Raw genomic sequence first — 22015 nt, 5'->3', positions numbered from 1 at the left:
ACACCGAAGACCCGGTGGACCGGACGGTCCACCGGGTCGGTTCCCGACCGGGCGGCGGGGAGGGACCCGTACCGCGCCGGTCGAACTAGCCGCGCCCGCCGAAGAGGCTCCGCCGCAGCCGACGCAGCGGCGTCAGCAGCGAGATCCTGGTGTGGCGACGACGGGTCGTCGGGGCCTCGGCGCCGCGCGGCGTGAGCTCCCTTATCAACCCGAGCGCTTCGGCGGTGTCCACCGCCGGGAGTGCGGGCGCGCCGAGCACGGCCAGGTGTCGGTCGATCCGGCGGCCGGTCGTGCCGACACCGCACTGGATCGCCGGCACGCGGGGCCGAGTCCGCACTTGCATGTGTTCCATCAGTTTTTCCCACCCCTACGAGGCGCCAGGGCCGTGAGGCGAAGACTATCCGTGAAGGACGGCCTTCGCGCAACCGTCCTTGGTGTTGTGCCACCGTATCGTGCGGCGTCAACTGACGAAGCACCAGGGGCCACCAGGCCGGTCACGACTAGGCATCAATGATGGTGCACGACCGGCCGTACGTCACCCGGTCCGACAGGCGCGGGTGCGGCAACCGTACGCACGGCACGCGCACGACGCTCACCCGGCGCACGGCGGCGCCCCTGCGGATCCGGGCCCCGCGGCCCGCCCGCACCCCACCGACGACCCGCCCGCGACCCGCCCGCGCCCCACCCCGCAGCCGGCCCGCGCCCCACCCGCGCCCCGCTCGCGCCGCCATATAGGGGACAGCCGCGAGACGGCCGCCACATCGACAAAGCGATCATCGGGGGGCGTTCGCCGCGCCCGATCCGTGCACGGCCCGGCTGAACCGGGCGCCGGCCGACACCGTGACCGACCGACTTCAGGAAGTGAACACATTCGAGGGATTGACTCCCGCCGAACCTCCAAGCAGTATCTGATGCACACGCCAGTGCCCGCACCGCACCCAAGCGTGTGTTCGATTGATGAAGAACTCCGGCTCCCGCGAGCCACTGCCCGGCCGCCTCGACGCTGCGGTGGCCCGGCTCGCGCGGTGCCCGGACCGGCGGTCGGCCGTCGAGGGTCGGCCGGACCGCCACCTGACTGCCGGTGCCGTCCCGCAAGGGGCCCGGCACCGGCGGTTCCGGGTGCACCACGGCCCCTGCCGCGAGCCGCCCCACCGTGGCCGCCACCCCGCCCCACCACCACCGCCACCCCCGGTCACCGCCCCGGCCACCACCCCGGAAGCCCCGCACCGGACGTCCGCGCAGGTGACACCCGGTGGATCGGTACACTCGGCCAGCGTGTCCCTCCTCCTCAGCATCGTGCTCCCGGTCCACGGCGTGGAGCGGTACCTCCCGCACTGCCTCGACTCGATCCTCGGCGACACCCCCGCCGCGGAGACCCGCTTCGAGGTGATCGCGGTCGACGACCTCTCCCCCGACGGCTCCGGCGCGATCCTGGACGCCTACGCGGCCCGCGACAGCCGGCTGCGGGTGCTGCACCTCACCGAGAACCAGGGCCTCGGCGGCGCCCGCACCGCCGCCCTGCCGCAGGCCCGCGGCGAGTACGTCTGGTTCGTGGACAGCGACGACTGGGTGCCCGAGGGGACGGTCGGCGCGCTGCTGGACGAGCTGACGCAGGAGCGCCGCCGGGAGACCCCCGCCGACGTGCTGATCACCGACTTCACCCACGTCTACCCGGACGGCGGGACGGAGCCCAACCCCTGGCGCCACGTGCTGGCCGGCTCCCCGCTGGTCGAGGGCTGCACCCTGGCCGAGCACCCGGCGCTGTTCCAGACCGTGATGTCGGTGTGGAACAAGCTGTTCCGCCGCGCGTTCCTGGACGGCCTCGGCGTCTCCTTCGGCCGCGGCTACTACGAGGACATCTCGGTCACCTACCCGGCGCTGCTGGCCGCCGAGCGGCTGCGCTACCTCGACCGCCCCTGCTACTTCTACCGGCGCGGCCGGGACGGCGCGATCACCGCCACCTCCTCCCCCAAGCACGCGGACGTGTTCGCCCAGTACGACGCGATCTTCGCCTTCCTGGACCGCCCGGACCGCCCCGGCCGGCCGGTCCCGGACCCGCTGCGCACCCTGGTCTTCGACCGGACCGTCCGCCAGGCACTGAACGTCTACGACACCCCCGGGCTGGTCCCCGCCGACCTGCGCAAGGACTTCTTCCGGCGGATCGCCCGGCACTTCGACCGCCACCGCCCGGCCGGCTACCGCTTCCCCGGCGGGGTGCGCGGCGTGCAGTACCGGCTGGCCGCCCGCGGCGCCCGGATCGCCTACGCGGAGCTGCGCCGCACCGGGCGGCTGCCGCGCGAACTCAAGCGCGGGGCACGGGCGGTGGCACCCGCGGTGAAGAAGGGGATGCGCAGCGGCGCCCGGTTCACCGCGTACAACGCGTTCCGCCGGCTGCCGCTGGACGAGAACCTCGCCGTCTACGCCGCCTACTGGCACCGGGGTTACGCGTGCAGCCCGGCGGCGATCTACGAGAAGGCGAAGGAACTCGCCCCGCGGATCCGGGGCGTGTGGGTGGTGGAGAACCGCGCCCAGGCCGCCGCGCTGCCGCCCGGGGTTCCGCACGTGATCGTCAACACCCCCGCCTACCTCAGGGCGATGGCGACCGCCAAGTACTTCGTCAACAACGTCAACTTCCCCCGCACCATGACGAAGCGGCCGGGCACGGTGCACGTCCAGACCCAGCACGGCACCCCCCTCAAGGCGATGGGCATGGACCTGCGCGACCACCCGGCGGCGGCCGAGGGGATGGACTTCGAGCTGCTCCAGGAGGCCGTCGACCGCTGGGACTTCCTGGTCTCCCCCAACCCGCACACCAGCGGGCACTTCGCCCGCGCCTTCCCCGGCCGGTACGAGATGCTGGACACCGGATACCCGCGCAACGACCGGCTGGCGAACGCCGCTCCGGACGAGGTCCGGGCGATGCGCGAGCGGCTCGGGCTGCGGCCGGACACCCGGGCGGTGCTGTACGCGCCGACCCACCGCGGCAGCAAGGGCGGCTACGTGCCGCTGCTGGACGTGGCGGCGCTGGCGCGCCGGCTGGGCCCGGACTTCACGCTGCTGGTGCGCACCCACTACTTCCACACCGACGGTCCGGGCGACCTGTCGGCGGCCGGCGCGGAATCGGCGCGGATCGTGGACGTCTCGGCGCACCCGACCGTCGAGGACCTCTACCTCGCGGCGGACGTGCTGGTGACGGACTACTCGTCGATGATGTTCGACTACGCGGTGCTGGACCGGCCGGTGGTGATCTTCGCCCCGGACTGGGAGGAGTACCAGCGGGAACGCGGCGTCTACTTCGACCTGTTCGCGGAGCCGCCGGGCGCGGTCACGGTGGACGCGGACGGGCTGGCGCGGGCGCTGCTGGCGGGCGACCCGGAGCCGGCGGCGCGGGCGCGGTTCCGGGCGAAGTTCTGCGTCTGGGACGACGGCGGGGCCTCGGAGCGGGTGGTGCGCCGGGTGTTCCCGGTGGAGGAGTAGCGGCCCCTGCCGAGGGCCCTGCGGAGAACAGCGAGGGCCCTGCGGGGAACAGCGGGGGCCTCCGGACGGGGCCGGTGCCGCCGGTACGGCGACCGGCCCCGTCGGCGCGGGTTCAGCGCCGGCGGGCGGCCAGGAACTCCTCGAAGGTCAGGACGCCGTCGTGGTTGGTGTCCATGCTGTGGATCAGCGCCTCGGCCATCGAGATGGTGACGTCGTGGTCGCCCATCTCGTTGGCGGCCAGGGCGTACTCGGCCGGGGTGATCCTGCCGTCGCCGTCCTTGTCGAAACGGTCGAAAAAGGCCTTGATCGCCTCGGTGGTCTCCATCGTGCCCTCCTGGGTACTGCGGGTGTCGCTCGGTTCGGACGGCCGTACCCTACCCGGCCGTGGCGCGCGCCACGGTCGCCGGGAGTGGACGTGCGCGGGGGTGGGTGTCGTAGTCTGCGGATCTGATTGCAGGCCCGGGCTCCTCCCGGGCGGTCGTTCGTCCAGGGAGGGAATCGTGCTCGACCTCGTCACCAAGTTGGTGCTGAAACCGGTCTCGCGGGGGATCTGGCGGCCGGCCATCGAGGGAATCGAGAACGTGCCGCGCAAGGGCGGGGTGATCCTGGCCAGCAACCACCTGTCCTTCATCGACAGCGTGGTGATCCCGCTGACCGCCCCGCGCCGGGTCCACTTCCTCGCGAAGGCCGAGTACTTCACCGGCACCGGGCTCAAGGGCCGGCTCTCCAAGGACTTCTTCGAGGCCATCGGCGCCGTGCCGGTCGAGCGCGGCACCTACCGTTCCGCTCAGGCCTCGCTGGAGTCGGCGCTGGAGATCCTGGAGGACGGCAAGGCCTTCGGCATCTACCCCGAGGGCACCCGCTCGCTGGACGGCCGGCTCTACCGGGGCAAGACGGGCGTCGCCTGGCTCGCGCTGACCGCGGGCGTGCCGGTCGTGCCGGTGGCGCTGGAGGGTCCGGAGCAGATCCTGCCGGTGGGCAAGCGGATCCCGCGGTTGAAGAAGGTGACGGTCCGCTTCGGCGAGCCGCTGCACTTCGACGAGTTGCACGGGCAGGCCCGTTCGCTGAAGGCCCGTCGGCAGGTGACCGACGAGGTCATGGCGGCCATCCAGCGGCTCTCCGGCCAGGAGGTCGCGGAGAGCTACAACGAGGTGCCGAAGGCGGCCTGACCGCCGCGTCCGTCACCGGCGCGCACACCCACGCTCGCACCCGCGCCCCGGGTCGTCGCACGCGCCCGCGCCCGGGTCGTCACACGCGCCCGAGCACGGCCGGTTCGGGCTGCCCGGCGGCCTCCGGCACCTCCCGGCGCAGCAGCGCCGCGTACCGGCCGTCCAGCGCCACCAGCTCCTCGTGGGTGCCGAGTTCGACCACCTCACCGCGGTCCAGGACGGCTATCTGGTCGGCGGCGCGGACGGTGGAGAGCCGGTGCGCGATGGTGATCGTGGTGCGGCCGGCGGCCAGGGTGTCCACGGCCTGCTGGACGGCGCGCTCGGTGCGGTTGTCGAGCGCGCTGGTGGCCTCGTCGAGGATCAGCACCGGCGGGTTGCGCAGGATCGTCCGGGCGAGCGCGAGGCGCTGCTTCTCGCCGCCGGAGAAGCGGTAGCCGCGCTCGCCGACCAGGGTGTCGTAGCCGTCCGGGAGGGCGGCGATGGTGTCGTGGATCTGCGCTGCCCGGGCGGCCTCGACCAGTTCCGCGTCGTCGGCGCCGGGCTTGGCGAAGCGCAGGTTCTCGGCGACCGAGGCGTGGAAGAGGTAGGTCTCCTGGGAGACAACGCCGACGGCTCGGGCCAGGGTGTCGAAGGACAGTTCGCGCACGTCCACGCCGTCCAGGGCGACCTGCCCGCCGGTGACGTCGTACAGCCGCGGCACGAGGTAGCTGAGGGTGGTCTTGCCCGAGCCGGTCTCGCCGACCACGGCCAGTGAGCTCCCGGCCGGGACGGTGAGGTCGACGCCGGCCAGGGTCGGGCGCTCCTGCTCCGGGTCGTAGCGGAAGTCGACGTCCTTGAAGCGGACCTCGCCGCGGATGCCCGTCAGGGTGACCGGGTCGGCCGGCTCGTCGATCTCCACCGGCAGGTCGAGGTACTCGAAGATGCGCTGGAAGAGCGCCAGGGAGGTCTGCACGTCCACGCCGGTGGAGAGCAGGCTGACGGTCGGGCGGAAGAGGCCCTGCTGGAGGGTGACGAAGGCGACCAGGGTGCCGACCGAGACGATCGGCGCGCCGGCGGCGGAGGTCAGCCCGGCCGCCCAGTAGATCAGCGCGGGCATCGCGGCCATCACGATCATGATGGTGTTCATCCGCCAGCGCCCGGCCATGCTGGCCCGCACCTCCAGGTCCGCGAGCTGGTCGGACTGGTCGGTGAACTCCCGGGCCAGCGAACCGGAGCGGCCCATCGTGCGGCCGAGCAGGATGCCGCTGACCGACAGCGACTCCTGGACCGCCGAGCTCATCGCGGCCAGCTGCTTCTGCCGCTCGGTGGTGATCTTCTTGCGCTCCCGGCCGACCCGGCGGCTGATCCAGACGAACAGTGGGAGCAGCAGCAGCGAGACGACGGTCAGCCGCCAGTCGAGGGCGACCATGGCGACGACCGAGGCGACCACCGCGGTCAGGTTGGAGACCAGGCTGGTCGCGGTGGAGGTCACCGTGGACTGCATGCCGCCGATGTCGTTGGCGATCCGGGACTGCACCTCGCCGGTGCGGGTCCGGGTGAAGAAGGCCAGCGACTGCCGCTGGAGGTGGCCGTAGACGGAGGTCCGCAGGTCGTGCATCACGCGCTGGCCGACGGTGGTGGAGATCAGCGTCTGGAGGACGTTGAAGACACTGTTCACCACGGCGGTCAGGATCATCCCGAGCGCGAGCAGGCTGAGCAGCCCGGTACGGCCCTGCGGGATGGCGATGTCCAGGACGGCCCTGAGCAGGAACGGGGAGACGACCGAGACCACCGCGGAGGCGGCCACCAGCAGCCCGACGACGGTCAGGCGGCCCCGGTACGGGCGGAAGAGCGCGAGGATGCGGCGCCACTCGGCCGAGGGGCGGGGTTCGCCCTCGGCGCGCTCGGGCGGGGTCCAGTCGATGGCGGTGGGCCTCAAGGACGGGCCTCCCTGGGTGGGACGGTCGGGCGGACGGTCGGACTGGGGTCAGCATAGCGAGGATAGCTCATAGTTAGACAAGCTAATAGTGAGGGTTGCTCTATTCCTCGACCCCCGCCGACCCGCGGACCGCCCGACCGGCCGGGACCCGGCGGACGCCCGGGACCCGCGCCCGACCGCCCCGGCCAGCCGGCCGCCCGGAGCCCGGCGGCCGCCCAGGACCCGCGCCCGTACCCGACCGCCCGACCGCCCGACCGCCCGACCGCCCCGGCCGTCAGTTGGTCCGGTAGGTGCGCGCCGCCTTCGAGGAGAACCCGCCGAGCTTGCCGGAGGGCAGCACCCGCGCGATGGCCACGGCGGCCTTGTACCGCTTGCCCGGCACGGACACGGACCGACCGCGGGCCAGGTCCCGCATCGCCTCGTCCACCACCCGCTCGGCGGAGAGCCAGGACCAGGACGGGATGTTGCCGGTGCCCATCCCGGCCCGCTGGTGGAACTCGGTCCGGGTGAAGCCCGGGCACAGCGCCATCATCCGCACGCCCGTACCGCCGAGGTCGCGCAGCACGCCCTGGGTGAAGCTCACCACCCAGGCCTTGCTCGCGCCGTACGTGCCGCGCGGCAGGAAGGCCGCCACCGAGGCGACGTTGACGATCGCACCGCGGCCGCGCTCCCGCATGCCGGGCAGGGCGGCCGTGGTCAGCCGCAGGATCGCCTCGATGTGCACCTTCAGCATGGCCAGCTCGTCCTGGAGCGGAACCGTGCCGAAGGCGCCCTTGTTGCCGAAGCCGGCGTTGTTGACCAGGAGGTCCACCGGGCGGGCGGCGTCGGCGAGCCGGGCCTCCACGGCGCCGATGCCCTCGTCCGTCGCGAGGTCGGCGGCCAGCACCTCCGCCTCGATGCCGTACCTGCCGTGCAGGTCGGCGGCTGCGCGCTCCAGGCGCTCGGTGTCCCGGGCCACCAGCACGAGCTGGTAGCCGCTGCGGGCGAGCCGGCGGGCGAAGGCGGCTCCGATGCCGGCGGTCGCGCCGGTGATCAAGGCTGTGGTCATGCCCCGACCGTACCGACTCGCCTCGACAGGGCCCACATCCAGGGCAATGCCCCAGCTCAGCGGGCTGCGGATGCAGGTCACCGGAGGTGCTCGTACTGTCGAACGGGGGCATCGTCCGACCGGGCGGTGAAATCCAGACGAGGAGGCACTTCTGATGCTTACTCAGTTCCGGACCGGAACGGCAACGACGTCACGCAGCGCGACGCTTGAGGCCGAGACACTCGCGAGCCTGATGGTGGAGGAAGAGGCCGTCGTGTCCGACGCGCCCACGTACTCGCCCGAGGCCGCGGGGCTCCTGCTCCTGCTCGGCCTGGTCCTGCTCTCCCCGAAGGGACCGAAGGAGAAGCCGATCAGGTAGCCGGGCCTCCTCGCCCCACCGGGCCGTGCGCCCCTGGGGCCCCCGCGCCCTTCCCGAGTCTCCTGAAGGAGTAGCTCACCACCATGCCGTTCGCCGAAACCCCTCTCCGTGACGAGTACGCCGCGGCGGTCGAGCGGGTGGCCGGCCGGACCCTCGACGCCCTCCGGGGCGCCGGGGGTGCGGCCGCACTCGCGGACCCGGACACCGCCGCGCCCCGCCCGCTGCTGGCCGCGGTGCGCGTGCTCGGCGCCGACCTCTTCACCCCGCAACTGCTCGCCGGGGCCGAGCCCGACGGACCCACCGCCGCGCTGCTCGCCGAGGCCCGACGGGCCTTCCCCGCCCCGGCACCGGCATCCGCCGAGGCCGCGCTGGTCATCGCCTGGCAGGACTGGGCGATCGACCGGCTGCTCGCCCGCACACCGTACGGGGACGCCGCACCGGCCTCACCGCCCTCCCCCGTGCCCGGACCGGCCGACCTGGGCTGGCAGTCCTGGTCGGTACGGATGGCGCAGTTGTCCGTGCTCGCGCTGCCCGGACTGGACGGTCCGGTGCACGACGCCGCCCGCTCCGGCACCCTGCACCTCGCCCACGGCACCGTCCGCTCCATGCTCCGACGGGACTTCACCACCGCCGTACGGCTCGCCCGCTGGCTCGCCTGGACGAGCGCCGAGGGGCTCCCGCCACGGCTCGAGGTCGAACCGGTCCTGGACCGGACCCGCCTGGTCGGCATCGGAGCCGTCCGGACGCGCCTCGAACTCGCCGTCGCCCAGCGCCTGTTGGAGGGAAGCCCGGCATGACCGACACCCAGACGCTCACCATCGCCCAACAGCTCGGCACCCGCGCGCTGTCCTGGCTGCACACCTCGTACCAGGGCAGCTACGGCAAGTTCGCGGACAACAGCGTCATCAACCTCTCCGAACCGGACGACATCTACAAGCCGCTCTGCGAGGTCGCGATGGCCTCCTCCCTGGTGCTGCGCGACGGGGTCGCCGGACCGCAGGACATCCTTGCCGCGCGCGACCTCCTCACGACCGCCTGGGGCCAGCTGCGCGAGGGCGACATGCTCTACGAGCGCCAGCTGCGGTACGTCACCATCACGGACCCGCTGGAGACGTACGCCCACTTCGCCCGGCTCGGCCACCGGCACGCCGCACTGGAGGAGTTGCTCGAATCACTCAGCCGGTTGCGGGCCGTGCACGCCGTCGAGATCCAGGGCAGCCGGCAGCTGGCCGTGGCCAACGCGCGTCGGATCATCGGACTCAGCCACCGGCCGGACTGGGCCACGCTCGCAGCCCGCACCTGGCTCGGCGCGCTCCCCGAACCCTGGACCGTCTCCTGGTCCACCGCCTACCAGGTCACCCACACCGTCTTCCACCTCACCGACTGGGGCGCCCGACCCCAGGACCTGCCCGAGCCGATGCGGGACTACCTGCACGACTGGCTGCCGGTCTGGCTCGACATCTGGCTGGAGATCGGCGAGTGGGACCTGGTCGGCGAGCTGCTGATCGTCGACTCGTGCATCGGGGAACCCATCACCGGGCGGTCCGGCTGGGAGGCCCTGGCCTCGGTGCAGCGGGCGGACGGCCTGGTGCCCCGGGACAACGAACCGATCGAGGACGACGAGGAGTTGGCCATCCGCGCACACGAACACACCGGCGTGGTCGCGGTCGTGGCCTCGACGGTCGCACTCTCCCGGGCACTCGGCGGCGCGGACGGCGCCGAAACCGCCGACATCGCGGCCGCATGAACGAACTCGACACGGCCGTCCGTGCGGCAGTGCGGGCGGCCGCGCCGTACGCGACCGCGGTCACCGTGGCCGTGGCGCGCGAAGGACAGGGCGAGGTGCGATGCTTCGGGCGCCTCGCGCGAGGGCGGGCGGCAGCATGCACCCCGGACACCGTCTTCGAACTCGGCTCGGTCAGCAAGACGTTCACCGCGCTGCTGCTCGCCGACCTGGCCACGCGCGGCGAACTCGCCCTCGACGACCCGGTCGAACACCGACTGCCGCCCGACTGGCGTCCGATGACCGTCCGCTCCCCCGAGCCGATCCGGCTGCTGCACCTCGCCACCCACACCTCGGGGCTGCCCGGGTTGCCGCCCGGACTGCTCGCCGGAGCCGTGCCGACCTGGCAGACCAACCCGTACGCGGCATTCGACGACGACCGGTTGAGAGCCGCCCTGGCCCGAACCACCGTGCGCGGCAGGCCCGGCAGCACGTACCGGTACTCCAACTACGGGGTCGGACTGCTCGGGCGACTGCTGGCCGAGACGGGCGGACTGCCGTACGGGGAGCTGCTCGCCAAGCGGGTCCTGGTGCCACTGGGACTCGATGCCACCACATGCGCGCCGGACGCGCCGGACTCGCCGGACTCGCCGAGCCGGGCGACCGGTTACCGGCGTGAACGGGCGATGCCGACCTGGCGGATCCCCGGACTGCCGGGCGCGGGCGCGGTACGGGCCAGCGGAAGCGACCTGCTGCGCTACCTCCAGGCCCATCTCGACCAGGAGGGCGGCGAGTTGGGTACGCCACTGGCCGAGGTCCAACGGGTCAGGCTGCGGCTTCCGCACTCCCCCGACGAGCTGTGCCTGGTGTGGAACCACCGCCGCTCGGGCGGGCGCGAGCTGTACTTCCACACTGGCGCGACCCGGGGGTTCACCGCCTTCGTCGGGTTCTCTCCGACGGGCGCGACCGCCGTGGCGGCCCTCGCCAACACCGGCCCGAAGCGTGGCGGACGCTTCGTCCAGGCGGGGTACGAGGTGCTGCGGACCGCCACCGGCCGTAGCACCTAGCATCTCGCATCTCGCATCTCGCATCTCGCACCTCGCCCCTGGACCGCTACGGCCTCGGAGCACTATGGCTTCAGACCGCCACGGCCTTGGCGCGGTCGGCGGCGATGCGCACGGCGAGGCCGGCGAGGACGGTGCCCATCGCGTAGCGCTGGATCCGCAGCCAGCCGGGGCGGCGGTTGAGGAAGGCGGCGATGCCGCCCGCGCTCACCGCGATCAGGCCGTTGACGGTGATCGCGATCGCGATCTGGACCAGGCCCAGCAGCAGGCTCTGCACGGCGACGTGGCCGCGCTCCGGGGCCACGAACTGGGGCAGCAGCGAGATGTACATGATGGCGATCTTGGGGTTGAGCAGGCAGGTCAGGAAGCCCATCGCGAACAGCCGGCGCGGCGGGTCCGGCGGCAGCTGCTGCGGGGCGAAGACCGCCGTGCCGCCCGGCTTGACCGCCTTCCAGGCCAGCCAGAGCAGGTACCCGGCGCCGGCCAGCTTGATCGCGGTGTAGAGGGCGGGCACCACGGAGAACACCGCGGCCACTCCCGCCGTCACCGCGACCAGGTACACGAGGAAACCGGCCGCGACCCCGGTCAGCGAGATCAGCCCGGCGCGGCGGCCCTGCGCGATCGAGCGCGAGACCAGGTAGATCATGTTGGGCCCGGGCGACAGCACCATGCCCAGGGCCACGGCGGCGATCCCGAGTACGGCCCGGCCGTCCACGGCCGATGTCAACGCGTCCATGCGAGGAGGCTAGGACGGACCATCGGGTCAATGCAATGATGACTTTGCACTCGGTGCAATGCGGGCCGGGCCGTCGCGCGGGCTGGTGCTTGGCCGGTGCGCGAGGCCGCGAGCAACGAGAGACCTCTGGAGGCCGACCGCCGATGGACGACTACCGCCTGATCGCCGACCGGATCGCCGCCGAGATCGCGGACGGGCGGCTGCGGCCCGGCCAGCAGCTGCCCACCCAGCGCGCCTTCGCGCGCAGCCGGGGCATCGCCAACTCGACCGCCGGACGCGTCTACCGGGAACTGGCCCGGCGCGGGCTGACCGTCGGGGAGGTCGGGCGCGGGACGTTCGTCCGGGCCGGGCGCGCACCGGACGGCGCCCGGGTGCCGCTCGCGGAGCCGGCCGCCGCCCCCGTGGACCTGGAGCTCAACTACCCCTCCGTCCCCGGGCAGGCCGAGCTGCTGGCGGGCGCCCTGGCGCCGCTGCTGCGTCCGGACGCGCTGGGCGACGCCTTGCGGCCGGTCGGCGCGGCCGGGACGGTCGCGGCCCGGCGGGCGTTCGCGGGCCTGGTGTCGTCCGGCTCCTGGGAGGTCGGGGCGGAGCGACTGCTGTTCGCCGGCAACGGGCGGCAGGCCATCGCCGGGGCCCTGTCCGCGCTGGTGCCGCCCGGGCAGCGGCTGGGCGTGGAGGAGCTGACCTATCCGGTGGTCAAGGCGGTGGCGGATCGGCTGGGCATCGTACTGGTGCCGCTGGCCGTGGACGAGCACGGACTGCTGCCGGAGGCCGTGGCCGCCGCCCACCGGGCCGGGCCGCTGCGCGCGGTGTACGTCCAGCCGCGCCTGCAGAACCCACTCGGCGCGAGCCTGCCGCAGGAGCGGGCGGTGGCACTCGTCGCGGTGCTGCGACGGCTCGACCTGCCGGTGGTCGAGGACGCCATCTGGTCCTTCCTGCGGCCCGAGCTCGCACCGCTGGCCGCGCTCGCGCCGGAGCGCACCGTGCTCGTGGACAGCCTCTCCAAGCGGCTCGCCCCGGGGCTGACCACCGGGTTCGCGGTCGTCCCGACGGCGCTGCGCGAGCGGGTGGCGGGGGCGCTGCGCTCGGGCGGGTGGACGCCGAGCGGTTTCGCGCTGGAGGCGGCGGTGCGCTGGATCGGGGACGGCACGCTGGCCGCGGTGGAGACGGCGAAGCGGGCCGACGCGAGGGCCCGGCAGCTGCTGGCCCGCGAGGTGCTGACGGGGCGACGGCTGCGGTCCGACCCCTGCTCGTACTACCTGTGGTGGGAGCTGCCGACGGGCCGACGGGCGGAGGCCTTCGTCGCGGAGGCGGCGCGTGCCGGGATCTCGGTCACACCCGCCGCGGCCTTCGCCGTCGACCCCCGGCGCTCGCCCTCCGCCGTCCGGGTCGGGCTCGCGTCCCCGCCGCTGCCGGTGCTCGCGCGGGCGCTGGAGACGCTGGCGGGGATCGCGGAGGGGGCGGGTGAGCGGCGAACGGGTGACAGCTGACAGATTTCAAAATCTGTCAGCTGTCGTCCGTCATCTGTTCGCTGTCGTCCGTCGGCTGTCAGCTGTCCGCCGTTGGCCCTTCGCCCTCAGCCCTCAGCCCTCAGTCCTCACCCGTCAGTCGCCCGCCCCGCTCCGGCTCCCCCGGACCGCGGTGTCCGCCGCGCCCCCGGCGCCGACGGCGCGCAGGCGGCTCGCCGCGGTGGCGGCGAGCTGGGGTGCGATCCGGGCCACGTCCCGGGAGCCGACCACCGCGATCAGGGACGGCAGCAGCCAGCGGACCGGCTGCATCCCGCGCAGCCAGGCCTGCGCGTAGACGTGGGCGGACCGGCGGGCGATCCCGGCGACGATCCGGTCCACCGCGGGCTCCAGCGGATACGTCTTGTTCGCCGGCCACGGCAGCCGGGAGCGCATCTGCTTCAGCACGGCGTCCTGGTCGGCCCCGCGCACCATGTCCGTGTCGGTCCAACTCAGGTACCCGACACCGACCTTGACCCCCTGATAGGCCACCTCCGCACGGATCGAGTGGGCGAAGGCCTCCACCCCGGACTTGCTGGCGCAGTACGCACTCATCAGCGGCGCAGGAGTCAGCGCCGCGAGCGAGGCGATCTGGAGCAGATAGCCGCGGCTCTCGGCGAGCGCCGGCAGGAACGCCCGCGCGGTGGCCACGCTGCCGAGCAGGTTGACCTCGATGACCCGGCTGAACGCCTTGTGGTCGCTGTCGGTCAGCGGACCGCCGATGGCGATCCCGGCATTGGCGACGACGGCGTCGATCCGACCGTAGTGCTCCTTGATCCGCCGGGCGGTGTCCTCCAGCGCGTCGAGGTCGGTGACGTCCACCTCCCAGCTGCTCGCGGACGGCCCGCACTGCGCGGCGGCGGCCTTCAGCTCCTCCGGCTCCAGTCCCAGCAGGGCGACCTTGGCCCCGCGCCGGGCGAGCTTGCGGGCCAGCGACGCACCGACGCCGCGCGCGGCCCCGGTGACGACGACGACCTGCGCGGACAACGGCGGGATGGCGTTCATGCGACGGCGGTCCTCTCATCGACGGAAGCGGAAGCAGCACCGGCGGGAGCACCACCGGCCGAACCAGCACCGGCCGAAGCCGCACCGGCCGGCGCGGACGCCAGGTACGCGGCGGCCATCCGGTGGATCTCGGCGGCGACCTCGTCCGGGCGCTCCAGCGGCGACATGTGGCCGACCCCGGGAAGCAGCAACAGCCCCTGAGGGTCCGGGAGTTCGGCGACGATCCGGTGGGCGTGCACGGGCGGGGTCAGCCGGTCGCCGGCGCCGACCACCACCGCCGTGGGCGCGGCGAGCCGGGCGAGCCCGGCGTGGACGTCCAGCCGGTCCAGCACCGCGGCCCAGTTGGCGCGGACGGCGGTCGGGCAGGCGTGCACGATCCGGGCCGTCGCCTCGACCTGGCCGGCGGACGAACCGGGCCCCATGGTGGCGTACTTGAGCGCCACCCGGCTGACCGGCGAGACCGGCCCGAGCGGCATCCGGGAGCGCAGCAGCTGCCGGTGCAGGAAGCGCCGCAGGCCGCGGGGCCGTACGGCCGGTGGCAGGACGGTGAGTTCGGCCACGAGGTCGCCCGGCCCGGTGGAGATCAGGACGGCCGCCGCGGTGCGGTCGGCGACCTCGGGACGGCCGCCGGCGGTCATGATGGTCATCCCGCCCATGCTGTGCCCGGCGAGGACGGCCCGTTCACCCGCCGGAACGGTCCGCGCGAGTACGGCGGACAGGTCCTCGGCCAGCGCCCGGGTCGAGTAGCGGGCCCGGCTCGGCGGGATCTCGCTGTTCCCGTGGCCGCGCTGGTCGTAGGCCACCACCCGGTAGCGGTCGGACAGTCGGCGGATTACCGGGGCCCAGAAGGCGGTCGAGCAGGTCCAGCCGTGGGCGAGCACCACGGTGGGCGCTCCGGGCCGGCCGTGCACCTCGACGTGCAGCCGGATGCCGTCCGCCGACCGGACGCTCAACTCATCGGCCGGAAGCGGCGGTTCGTATTCCTCGGGCAGCCGGGCGCTCACGCGGAGACCTCCTGGGCAGTGGTGCGGGTGGCGGCCGGTGCGGCGCGCATGATCAGCTCGTACTCGCCGAGGTCGACCTTGCGGGTGGCCCGGCGGAACGAGGTGGTGGAACCGGGCCAGAGCACGGTGTTCTTGCCGTTCGGGTCGAGGTACCAGCTGAGGCAGCCGCCGGTGGTCCAGACGGTGCGGTCCATCCGGTGCTGGAGTTCGAGGTTCCACTGCCGCTGGGCGCGCGCGGTGGGCTGCATCGCGGCGGCACCGATCGAGCCGAGCGTGGTCAACGCGTCGATCATGTAGTTCAGTTGGGACTCGATCATCAGGATCATCGAGCTGTTGCCGAGGCCGGTGTTGGGCCCGATGACGAAGAAGAGGTTCGGGAAGCCGCGCACGGTCGAGCCGCGCAGCGCCTCCATGCCGTCCTTCCACTCCTCGGCCAGGCTGGTGCCGTTGGCGCCGAACACCCGGGCGCCGATGGGCATGTCGGTGACGTGGAAGCCGGTGCCGAAGACGATGGCGTCCACTTCGTGCTCGCTGCCGTCGGCCGCGACCAGGGTGGAGCCGCGCAGTTCGCGCAGGCCGGAGGAGACGACCTCGGTGTTGGCCGCCGCGAGGGCCGGGTAGTAGGTGTTGCTGAGCAGGATGCGCTTGCAGCCGATCCGGTAGTCCGGGGTGAGCCTGGCGCGCAGCTCCGGGTCGCGGACGCCTTGGGCGATGTGGCGCTCGGCGAGCCGCTGGACCAGGCGCAGCAGTCCGGGCCGGCGCACGAAGGCGTCGACCTGGATCTCCCGGAGGGCGAAGAGCGTGCCGCGGCGGATCTTCGTGGTGACCGGCAGGCGGCCGTGCAGCCACTTCTCCAGCTGGGTGATCTCGCGGTCGCGACGGGGCAGCACCCAGGCCGGGGTGCGCTGGAAGACCGTCAGCTTGCCGACTCCGGGCTGGATCGACGGGATGATCTGGGCGGCGGAGGCGCCGGTGCCGACCATCGCCACGCGCTTGCCGGTCAGGTCGAAGTCGTGGTCCCAGCGGGAGGAGTGGAAGACCTTGCCGGGGAAGCCGCTCAGTCCGGGCAGGTCGGGGATCTGCGGGTCGGCGAGCGGTCCGGCGGCGGAGACGACGGCGTCGGCGGTCCACTGGCCGACCGAGGTGGTGATCCGCCAGCGGGTCTGCTCGCTCTCCCAGCGGGCTTCCAGTACTTCGGTGTTGAAGCGCAGGTGGGGGCGGAGGCCGAAGACGGTCGCGACCTTTTCCAGGTAGGAGCGGATGTCCGGCTGGCCGGAGAAGCTGCGCGGCCAGTCGGGGTTGGGCGCGAAGGAGAAGGAGTAGAGGTGCGAGGGAACGTCGCAGGCGCAGCCGGGGTAGCTGTTGTCCCGCCAGGTGCCGCCGACGGAGTCCGCCCGTTCCAGCACCACGAAGTCGGTGATCCCGGCGCGACGCAGTCGGACCGCGGCGCCGAGGCCGCCGAAGCCGGAGCCGATCACCGCCACCCGGACGTGCGGGACGGGCTCCTGCGCAGCGGCGGTGTCGGTCGCTGCGGACGCGCCGGAGCGGGGGCGCTTGCTGCTGGGTGCCATGCGGCAAACCTCCTGAGGGTGGGACGGTGATCGTCGCGCTCTCCCGGGGTCGCGGCCCCGGAACCTCCCGGGGGCTCGCCTCCGGGACCCTGCCAATCGCGCCAGTAATCACTGGCATGGTTGGCAGGGTAGCCCTTGCTGACACCGGATGGAAGAAGCATGACGGCTCCGGTTCGGGGAACCTTCCGGGCCGGCGGTCCTATGCTGATCGCCGTGGACAAGGTCAGAGCTGCTGCGGGCGACAGAAAACGCGAGTACCGGGTGGAGGAACTGGCCGAGGCCGCCGGCATCACCACCCGCACCCTGCGCTTCTACCGCGAGCGCAAACTGCTTCAGCCACCCCGCAGGGAGGGCCGCATCGCCTGGTACAGCGAGGAGCACCTGGCCCGGCTGCGGATGATCGGTGAACTGCTCGAACGCGGCCACACCCTGGGCGGCATCGCCGAGCTGATCGGCGCCGGCGAGAGCGGGCGGGACGTCGCCGAGCTGATCGGACTGGAGGCGGCGATCGTCGCGCCGTGGTCCGACGAGACCCCGGTTCGCCTGGACTGGGACGAACTGAAGACCGCGTTCGGCGACCAGCTCACCGAGGAGAACACCGCCGAATCGATCGCCCAGGGCTACATCACCGTCGAGGAGGACGGCATCACCCACGTCAGCCGCCGGCTGATGGACGCCACCACCGAGCTGGTGGCGGAGGGGGTGCCGCTCTCGGCCGTACTGGAGGCCAGCCGACGCACCCAGGAGCACGTGGACGCCATCGCCGAGATCTTCATCGAGGTGGTCAGCGAGCACCTGCTCAGCGCGCTGGCCGCCGACACCCCGTTGCCGCCCGGCGCGGCGGCCCGGCTCACTGAGCGCATCCTGCGGGTCCGGCCGCTGGCGCGTACGGTCGCGGACGCCCAGTTCGCCCTCGCGATGGACCGACGGGTGCACGTCGAGTACACCGAACTCCTGCGCCAGCGACGGGAGAACGGCTCCGAGGCGTAACCGGGCCGCTGTCCGGGCAGGGATCCCCGCGTCCCGCCCGCACGTTGGAGGTACCGCCGATGCCCCGACCGCTCAGCCGCCGCGCCGCCCTCGGCCTCGCCGCCGGGCTCGCCCCCGGGGTCGTGCTCACCGCCTGCGGGTCCGGCTCCCCGGCGCCGGGTGCCGGCTCGGCAGGCTCGACCGGCGGCGGCTCGACCGGCTCGACCGGCGGCGGCTCGGCAGGCGGAACGCGGACGGTCCGGCACGCGCGCGGCGAGAGCACCGTGCCCGCGCGGGCGAGCCGGGTGGTGGTCCTGGACACCGACGCGCTGGACTCGGTGGTCACCCTCGGCCTCAGCCCGGTCGGCGCCACCACCGTCACCGCGGGCGCCCCCTTCCCCGCCTACCTGCCGGCGGAGCGACTGTCCGGGACGAAGCCCGTCGGGGCGATCGGCCAGCCCGGCCTGGAGACGATCGCGGCACTGCGGCCGGACCTCATCCTGAGCAACCAGGTCCGCGACGACAAGCGCTACGACGAGCTCTCGAAGATCGCGCCGACGGTGCTCTCCAGGACCACCGGCCCGACCTGGAAGGAGAACGTCCGGCTGCACGCCGAGGCACTGGGCCGCCAGCCCGAGGCCGAGGCCGCGGACGCGGCGTACCGGACCAGGCTGCGGGACCTCGTGACCGCACTCGGCGGGCCTGCCAGGGCGGCGGCCACCCGGGTCGAGATGGCCCGCTTCCTGGCGGGCGCGCCGACCAGGCTCTACCTCAACGACACCTTCGTCGGCTCGCTGTTCAAGGACCTCGGGCTCGGCCGGCCCGCCAATCAGGACAAGCCCGGCTTCTCGATGGAGATCAGCCCCGAGCAGGTGGACCAGGCGGCGGCCGACGTCATCTTCTACTCCGTGTACGGGGACGCGGCCAAGTCGGACCGGGGAAGGATCACCGAGGGCGCGCTCTGGAAGAACCTGGACGCCGTACGCAGCGGGCGGGTGTTCGGCGTGGACGACAGCCTGTGGATGCTCGGCATCGGCTACACCGGCGCCGGGCTGATCCTGGACGAGATCCGCAGGGACCTGGCGCCGGCGGGCGGGTGACGGACGACAGATATCTGAGGACGGATAACAGATAACAGATGATGAAATCTGTCATTCGTCATCCGTCGCCCGTCATTCGCCACCCGTCATCCACCCGCCGCCCGGGCGGTCACCACTGCCCGTACCGCTCCGGCCGCAGCCGCCCGGTGCAGGCGAGGAAGGCCACGAACCCGCCGAGGACGATCCAGCCGGGCCAGCCGGCCAGCGACATGGTGAGCGGATCCAGCTCGGCGCCCGGGGCGGCGAACTCCCGCACCATCGACACGCTCATGCTGCTCGCGAAGGCGTGCGCCAGCACCGCCGGGACCACCGACCCCGAGCGCAGCCGCAGCCAGGTGAAGACCGGCAGGACGAGCACACAGCTCACCGTCAGCGCGGGCACCGCCAGGTACCAGGGCCGCCCCGGGTACTGGCCGCCCATCAGCAGCGTCGGCAGGTGCCAGAGCGCGAAGGCCGTTCCGGTGAGCACGTACGCCCGGACCAACGCCGCTGTACCGCCACCGCCACCGCCTCCGCTTCCGCCCTCGCCCCGGCCGTCGCCCTGCCCCTCGCCCCGGCCGAGTCGCAGCAACCGGGGGAAGAGGAAGCCCTGCCAGCCGATCTCCTCACCGAAGAACAGCGGCAGCGACAGCACCATCCCGATCGAGCCCTGGAGCGCCCACGATCCGATCCGCCCCGCGTCCAGCGATCCGAAGCCGGCGAACGGGTAGCCGCCCGCCACCGCACCGAGCACCAGCGTCCCGGCCGTCAGTGCGCCGAGCACCCCGATCGGCAGCAGACAGGCCCGGACCGCGCGGGCCCGCGGCCGGGGCCACCGCAGCGCGAGCGCCTCCCGCACCCCGCCGCCGCGCTCGACGAAGCGGACCACGAGCAGGGCCGCCAGCGCCGGGGCCAGCATGGCGGCCCCGATGCAGAGTTGTTCCAGGACGCCGACCTCCTCGCGGGCGTCGGCGCGCCGGTAGCCGTCGGCGAGCAGTGGTGTCATGGCCGCCCACATCCCGGCGTAGGCGAGCACCAGGTAGACCAGCAGGCCGCGCCATCGGACGGCGCTCGACGGGTTTTGCTTCAGTAGCGTCATGCCGGGGACGCTACGGACCCGGGGGCTCGCCCCGGAACCAAGTGCACTGCCGCTCCCGAGGGTTGTCCACTACCACCGCGATGGTCGAGTTTTCTGGGTGTACGGAGGCCCGGTGGAGGTGCTACTTCGCGCCCCGCGCTCCGCCGCCCGCCACCGGCTGTTCCGCGAACCTCTTCCAAAGCTGCACGAGAAGGAAAATTGACGTATCGTCAGGCGCCATACAGCGGGAGCGACGGTGGTCCGCTCACCGTCGCTCCCGCCGTACTCCCCCGCCGGCCGGCACCCACGGCCCGGCGGGGCCTCGACTCCTTCCCGGGCCCGGGCCTGATCGGCCCTGGCCCGGGCCGGCCCGGTTCCGACCCGGTTCCGGGCTCGGCTCACGCCCGAGGTCTCACCGGAACCGGCACCGGACTCGGCTCAGCTCAGCTCAGCTCAGTTGACGTTGACGGCCGTCCAGGTGGCGGCGACGGCGTTGTACTCCGCGCTGCCCGATCCGTACAGGTCCGCCGCCGCGCTGAGGGTGCCCGCCCGGGCGCCCGAGTAGTCGGTGGTGGAGGTGAAGTAGGTGGTCAGCGCGCGGTACCAGATCTGCGCGGCCTTGTCCCGCCCGATGCCCGCGAGCGTGGAGTTGTCGTACGTCGGGCTGTTGTAGCTGAACCCGTTGATCGTCTTCGCGCCGCTGCCCTCGGACAGCAGGTAGAAGAAGTGGTTCGCCACCCCGGACGAGTAGTGCACGTCCAGGTTGCCGACGTTCGCGTCCCAGTAGTCCGCCGAGGCACCGTCCTTGCTCGGCTGGTCCATGTAGCGCAGCGGGCTGCCGTCGCCGCGCAGGTTGATCAGCTCGCCGATCCAGTAGTTCGGCGGGTTGGAGGGCAGGTTGGCGTACCACTCGACCATCGTGCCCATGATGTCCGAGGTGGCCTCGTTGAGGCCGCCGGACTCACCGGAGTAGTTGAGGTTGGCGGTCGCGGCGGTGACGCCGTGGCTCATCTCGTGCCCGGCCACGTCGATCTCGGTGAGCGGCGCGGTGTCGTTGTTTCCGTCGCCGTACGACATGCAGAAGCAGCTGTCGTCCCAGAAGGCGTTGACGTAGTTGGAGCCGTAGTGCACCCGGCTCAGGGCACCGACGCCGTCGTTGCGGATGCCGCTGCGGCCGAAGGTGTTCTTGTAGAAGTCCCAGGTGGTGGCGGCGCCGAACTGGGCGTCCACGGCCGCGGATTCGCGGCTGTTGACGGTTCCGTCGCCGAAGTTGTTGCTGGTGTTGGCGAACAGCGAGCCGGTTCCGTCGGTGCCGCCGTTGAGGTCGCTGGTGGACTGGTCGCCGCGGCTCGCGTCCTTGAGCGAGTAGCTCGAACCGCTCTGGGTGGTGGTCAGCGGGACCTGACCGACGAAGACGCCGTTGCCGGTGCCGGCCGCGGTCTCGATCGTCTCGTGCGTGGCGAGGACCCGGCCGTCGGCGGCGTCGGTGACGAGGATCTGGCGGCTCGGGGTGCCGTCGGCGCGCAGGCCCTCGACCGTGGTGCGGTACGCCAGGCGCGGGGTTCCGTCGGTGGCCCAGACCACCAGCTCGGCCCGACCGGCCCGGTGGACCTCGGTGAGCGGCGACTCGTCGGCGTCGGCGCTCACCCCGACGGTGGCCTTGACTCCCGCGGTGACCTGGGTGACGGCCTGGTCGGCGGCGATCTTCGGGGTCAGGCTCGGCAGCGCGATCCGTGCGGCGACCGCCTTGTCGACCGACTTCACCGAGCCGTCGGCCTTCTGGTGGACGACCAGGTCTCCACCGATCACCGGCAGGCCGGCGTAGATGCGCTCGAAGCGCAGGTGGCGGGTGCCGTCCTTGTCCACCACGGCGTCCTTGGCGACCAGTTGCTCCTTGTCGCCGAGCTTGAGCGCCTTGGCCAGCGGGCCGGCCTGACCGGCCGCCAACTTGAGCGCGGTCGCGTGCTGCTGGGCGGCCTGCGCCTGCAGCGAGGGGGCGGGAGCGGCCTGGGCGGCGGTGCTCACCTGGATCACACCGGTCAACAGGGCCGTGGCCGAGAGCACGGCGACGGCTGCGAGCTTACGCTTCACGAACGAGTCCTTCCGGGAAACCGCGTCAGGGCGCGGTCGCACCGCGTCCCGGGGGCCGGGTCGGCCCTGTGGGGCGGGACGGGTGCTGACGTGCGGGAACCCCGTGCAGTCGAGCGGCTCGCCACCAAGGGGTGGGGGTGGGGCTACCGCCAGGGGGTGACCAGAAGCATGACAATCCAGCAGATGAATTGACAGGTCTGCTTCACTGATTGGCCAGGTC

General features: G+C 72.9%; 19 protein-coding genes. 9 read left to right on the top strand and 10 right to left on the bottom strand.

The genetic code is table 11. The features are described 5' to 3' along the window. Window positions 1–85: 85 nt before the first annotated feature. Window positions 86–352, bottom strand: coding sequence for a hypothetical protein (locus tag ACGFSC_RS21490; RefSeq protein ID WP_049650625.1), 267 nt, complete (start codon window positions 350–352; stop codon window positions 86–88). A gap of 923 nt (window positions 353–1275) precedes the next feature. Between ACGFSC_RS21490 and ACGFSC_RS21485 the strand changes: the two genes are divergently transcribed. Continuing rightward, window positions 1276–3477 carry a bifunctional glycosyltransferase family 2 protein/CDP-glycerol:glycerophosphate glycerophosphotransferase gene (locus ACGFSC_RS21485; RefSeq protein WP_359898576.1) on the top strand — a complete coding sequence of 734 codons (2202 nt, stop codon included), beginning with the start codon at window positions 1276–1278 and terminating at the stop codon, window positions 3475–3477. Window positions 3478–3589: 112 nt separating this feature from the next. Here ACGFSC_RS21485 and ACGFSC_RS21480 read toward each other — a convergent pair whose 3' ends face one another. Further along, window positions 3590–3802, bottom strand: a complete 213-nt coding sequence (locus tag ACGFSC_RS21480; protein WP_359898577.1) for an EF-hand domain-containing protein — start codon at window positions 3800–3802, stop codon at window positions 3590–3592. Between the two features lie 175 nt (window positions 3803–3977). On the opposite strand from ACGFSC_RS21480, the gene ACGFSC_RS21475 reads away from it, so the two are divergent. Then, window positions 3978–4646, top strand: coding sequence for a lysophospholipid acyltransferase family protein (locus ACGFSC_RS21475; protein WP_359898578.1), 669 nt, complete (start codon window positions 3978–3980; stop codon window positions 4644–4646). Window positions 4647–4725: 79 nt separating this feature from the next. Here the strand turns inward: ACGFSC_RS21475 and ACGFSC_RS21470 are convergent, their stop codons facing one another. Then, the gene (locus tag ACGFSC_RS21470) at window positions 4726–6564 is read right to left on the bottom strand and encodes an ABC transporter ATP-binding protein (RefSeq protein WP_359898579.1); all 1839 of its coding nucleotides are present in this window, start codon (window positions 6562–6564) and stop codon (window positions 4726–4728) included. Between the two features lie 274 nt (window positions 6565–6838). Further along, window positions 6839–7612: an SDR family oxidoreductase gene (locus ACGFSC_RS21465; protein ID WP_359898580.1), complete on the bottom strand. Its 774-nt coding sequence runs from the start codon at window positions 7610–7612 to the stop codon at window positions 6839–6841. A gap of 154 nt (window positions 7613–7766) precedes the next feature. Between ACGFSC_RS21465 and ACGFSC_RS21460 the strand changes: the two genes are divergently transcribed. The 4 genes from ACGFSC_RS21460 (at window position 7767) to ACGFSC_RS21445 (ending at window position 10760) form a co-directional block, all read left to right on the top strand. After that, the gene (locus ACGFSC_RS21460; RefSeq protein ID WP_359898581.1) at window positions 7767–7970 is read left to right on the top strand and encodes a hypothetical protein; all 204 of its coding nucleotides are present in this window, start codon (window positions 7767–7769) and stop codon (window positions 7968–7970) included. 83 nt (window positions 7971–8053) lie between these two features. Further along, entirely contained in the window at window positions 8054–8767 is a 714-nt protein-coding gene (locus tag ACGFSC_RS21455; protein ID WP_359898582.1) for a hypothetical protein, read from the top strand. Further along, complete coding sequence (locus tag ACGFSC_RS21450) at window positions 8764–9717, top strand: DUF6895 family protein (protein ID WP_359898583.1); 954 nt, start codon at window positions 8764–8766, stop codon at window positions 9715–9717. Before ACGFSC_RS21455 ends, ACGFSC_RS21450 begins: the two co-directional genes overlap by 4 nt. After that, window positions 9714–10760, top strand: a complete 1047-nt coding sequence (locus ACGFSC_RS21445) for a serine hydrolase domain-containing protein (RefSeq protein ID WP_359898584.1) — start codon at window positions 9714–9716, stop codon at window positions 10758–10760. The genes ACGFSC_RS21450 and ACGFSC_RS21445 overlap by 4 nt, the downstream gene beginning before the upstream one ends. A gap of 70 nt (window positions 10761–10830) precedes the next feature. On the opposite strand, the gene ACGFSC_RS21440 is transcribed toward ACGFSC_RS21445, so the two are convergent. After that, window positions 10831–11493: a LysE family translocator gene (locus ACGFSC_RS21440; RefSeq protein WP_359898585.1), complete on the bottom strand. Its 663-nt coding sequence runs from the start codon at window positions 11491–11493 to the stop codon at window positions 10831–10833. Between the two features lie 143 nt (window positions 11494–11636). Here ACGFSC_RS21440 and ACGFSC_RS21435 point away from each other — a divergent pair, with 143 nt between their 5' ends. After that, on the top strand, window positions 11637–12983 hold the full coding sequence (locus tag ACGFSC_RS21435; protein WP_359898586.1) for a PLP-dependent aminotransferase family protein: 1347 nt from the start codon (window positions 11637–11639) through the stop codon (window positions 12981–12983). A gap of 114 nt (window positions 12984–13097) precedes the next feature. Here ACGFSC_RS21435 and ACGFSC_RS21430 read toward each other — a convergent pair whose 3' ends face one another. Genes ACGFSC_RS21430 through ACGFSC_RS21420 form a run of 3 tightly spaced genes read right to left on the bottom strand, consistent with a single transcriptional unit; the run spans window position 13098 to window position 16578 of the window. Then, window positions 13098–14003: an SDR family oxidoreductase gene (locus ACGFSC_RS21430; protein WP_359898587.1), complete on the bottom strand. Its 906-nt coding sequence runs from the start codon at window positions 14001–14003 to the stop codon at window positions 13098–13100. Continuing rightward, window positions 14000–15007, bottom strand: a complete 1008-nt coding sequence (locus ACGFSC_RS21425) for an alpha/beta hydrolase (RefSeq protein WP_359898588.1) — start codon at window positions 15005–15007, stop codon at window positions 14000–14002. Before ACGFSC_RS21425 ends, ACGFSC_RS21430 begins: the two co-directional genes overlap by 4 nt. Then, window positions 15004–16578, bottom strand: a complete 1575-nt coding sequence (locus tag ACGFSC_RS21420; RefSeq protein ID WP_359898589.1) for an NAD(P)/FAD-dependent oxidoreductase — start codon at window positions 16576–16578, stop codon at window positions 15004–15006. The genes ACGFSC_RS21425 and ACGFSC_RS21420 overlap by 4 nt, the downstream gene beginning before the upstream one ends. Before the next feature lie 213 nt (window positions 16579–16791). Between ACGFSC_RS21420 and ACGFSC_RS21415 the strand changes: the two genes are divergently transcribed. Next, on the top strand, window positions 16792–17568 hold the full coding sequence (locus ACGFSC_RS21415) for a MerR family transcriptional regulator (protein ID WP_359898590.1): 777 nt from the start codon (window positions 16792–16794) through the stop codon (window positions 17566–17568). A 59-nt stretch (window positions 17569–17627) separates the two neighbouring features. After that, a complete protein-coding gene (locus ACGFSC_RS21410) occupies window positions 17628–18647 on the top strand; it encodes an iron-siderophore ABC transporter substrate-binding protein (protein ID WP_359898591.1) in 1020 nt (339 codons plus the stop codon). Window positions 18648–18756: 109 nt separating this feature from the next. Here the strand turns inward: ACGFSC_RS21410 and ACGFSC_RS21405 are convergent, their stop codons facing one another. Together ACGFSC_RS21405 and ACGFSC_RS21400 are read right to left on the bottom strand one after the other, a co-directional pair. Continuing rightward, window positions 18757–19725, bottom strand: a complete 969-nt coding sequence (locus ACGFSC_RS21405; protein ID WP_359898592.1) for a CPBP family intramembrane glutamic endopeptidase — start codon at window positions 19723–19725, stop codon at window positions 18757–18759. Window positions 19726–20157: 432 nt separating this feature from the next. Then, window positions 20158–21795 carry a M4 family metallopeptidase gene (locus tag ACGFSC_RS21400; RefSeq protein WP_359898593.1) on the bottom strand — a complete coding sequence of 546 codons (1638 nt, stop codon included), beginning with the start codon at window positions 21793–21795 and terminating at the stop codon, window positions 20158–20160. Window positions 21796–22015 lie beyond the last annotated feature (220 nt).

It is taken from the genome of Kitasatospora sp. NPDC048715, assembly GCF_043198905.1.
Lineage (GTDB): Bacteria > Actinomycetota > Actinomycetes > Streptomycetales > Streptomycetaceae > Kitasatospora > Kitasatospora lactacystinica.
This window is presented reverse-complemented; position numbering and strand designations above follow the sequence as displayed.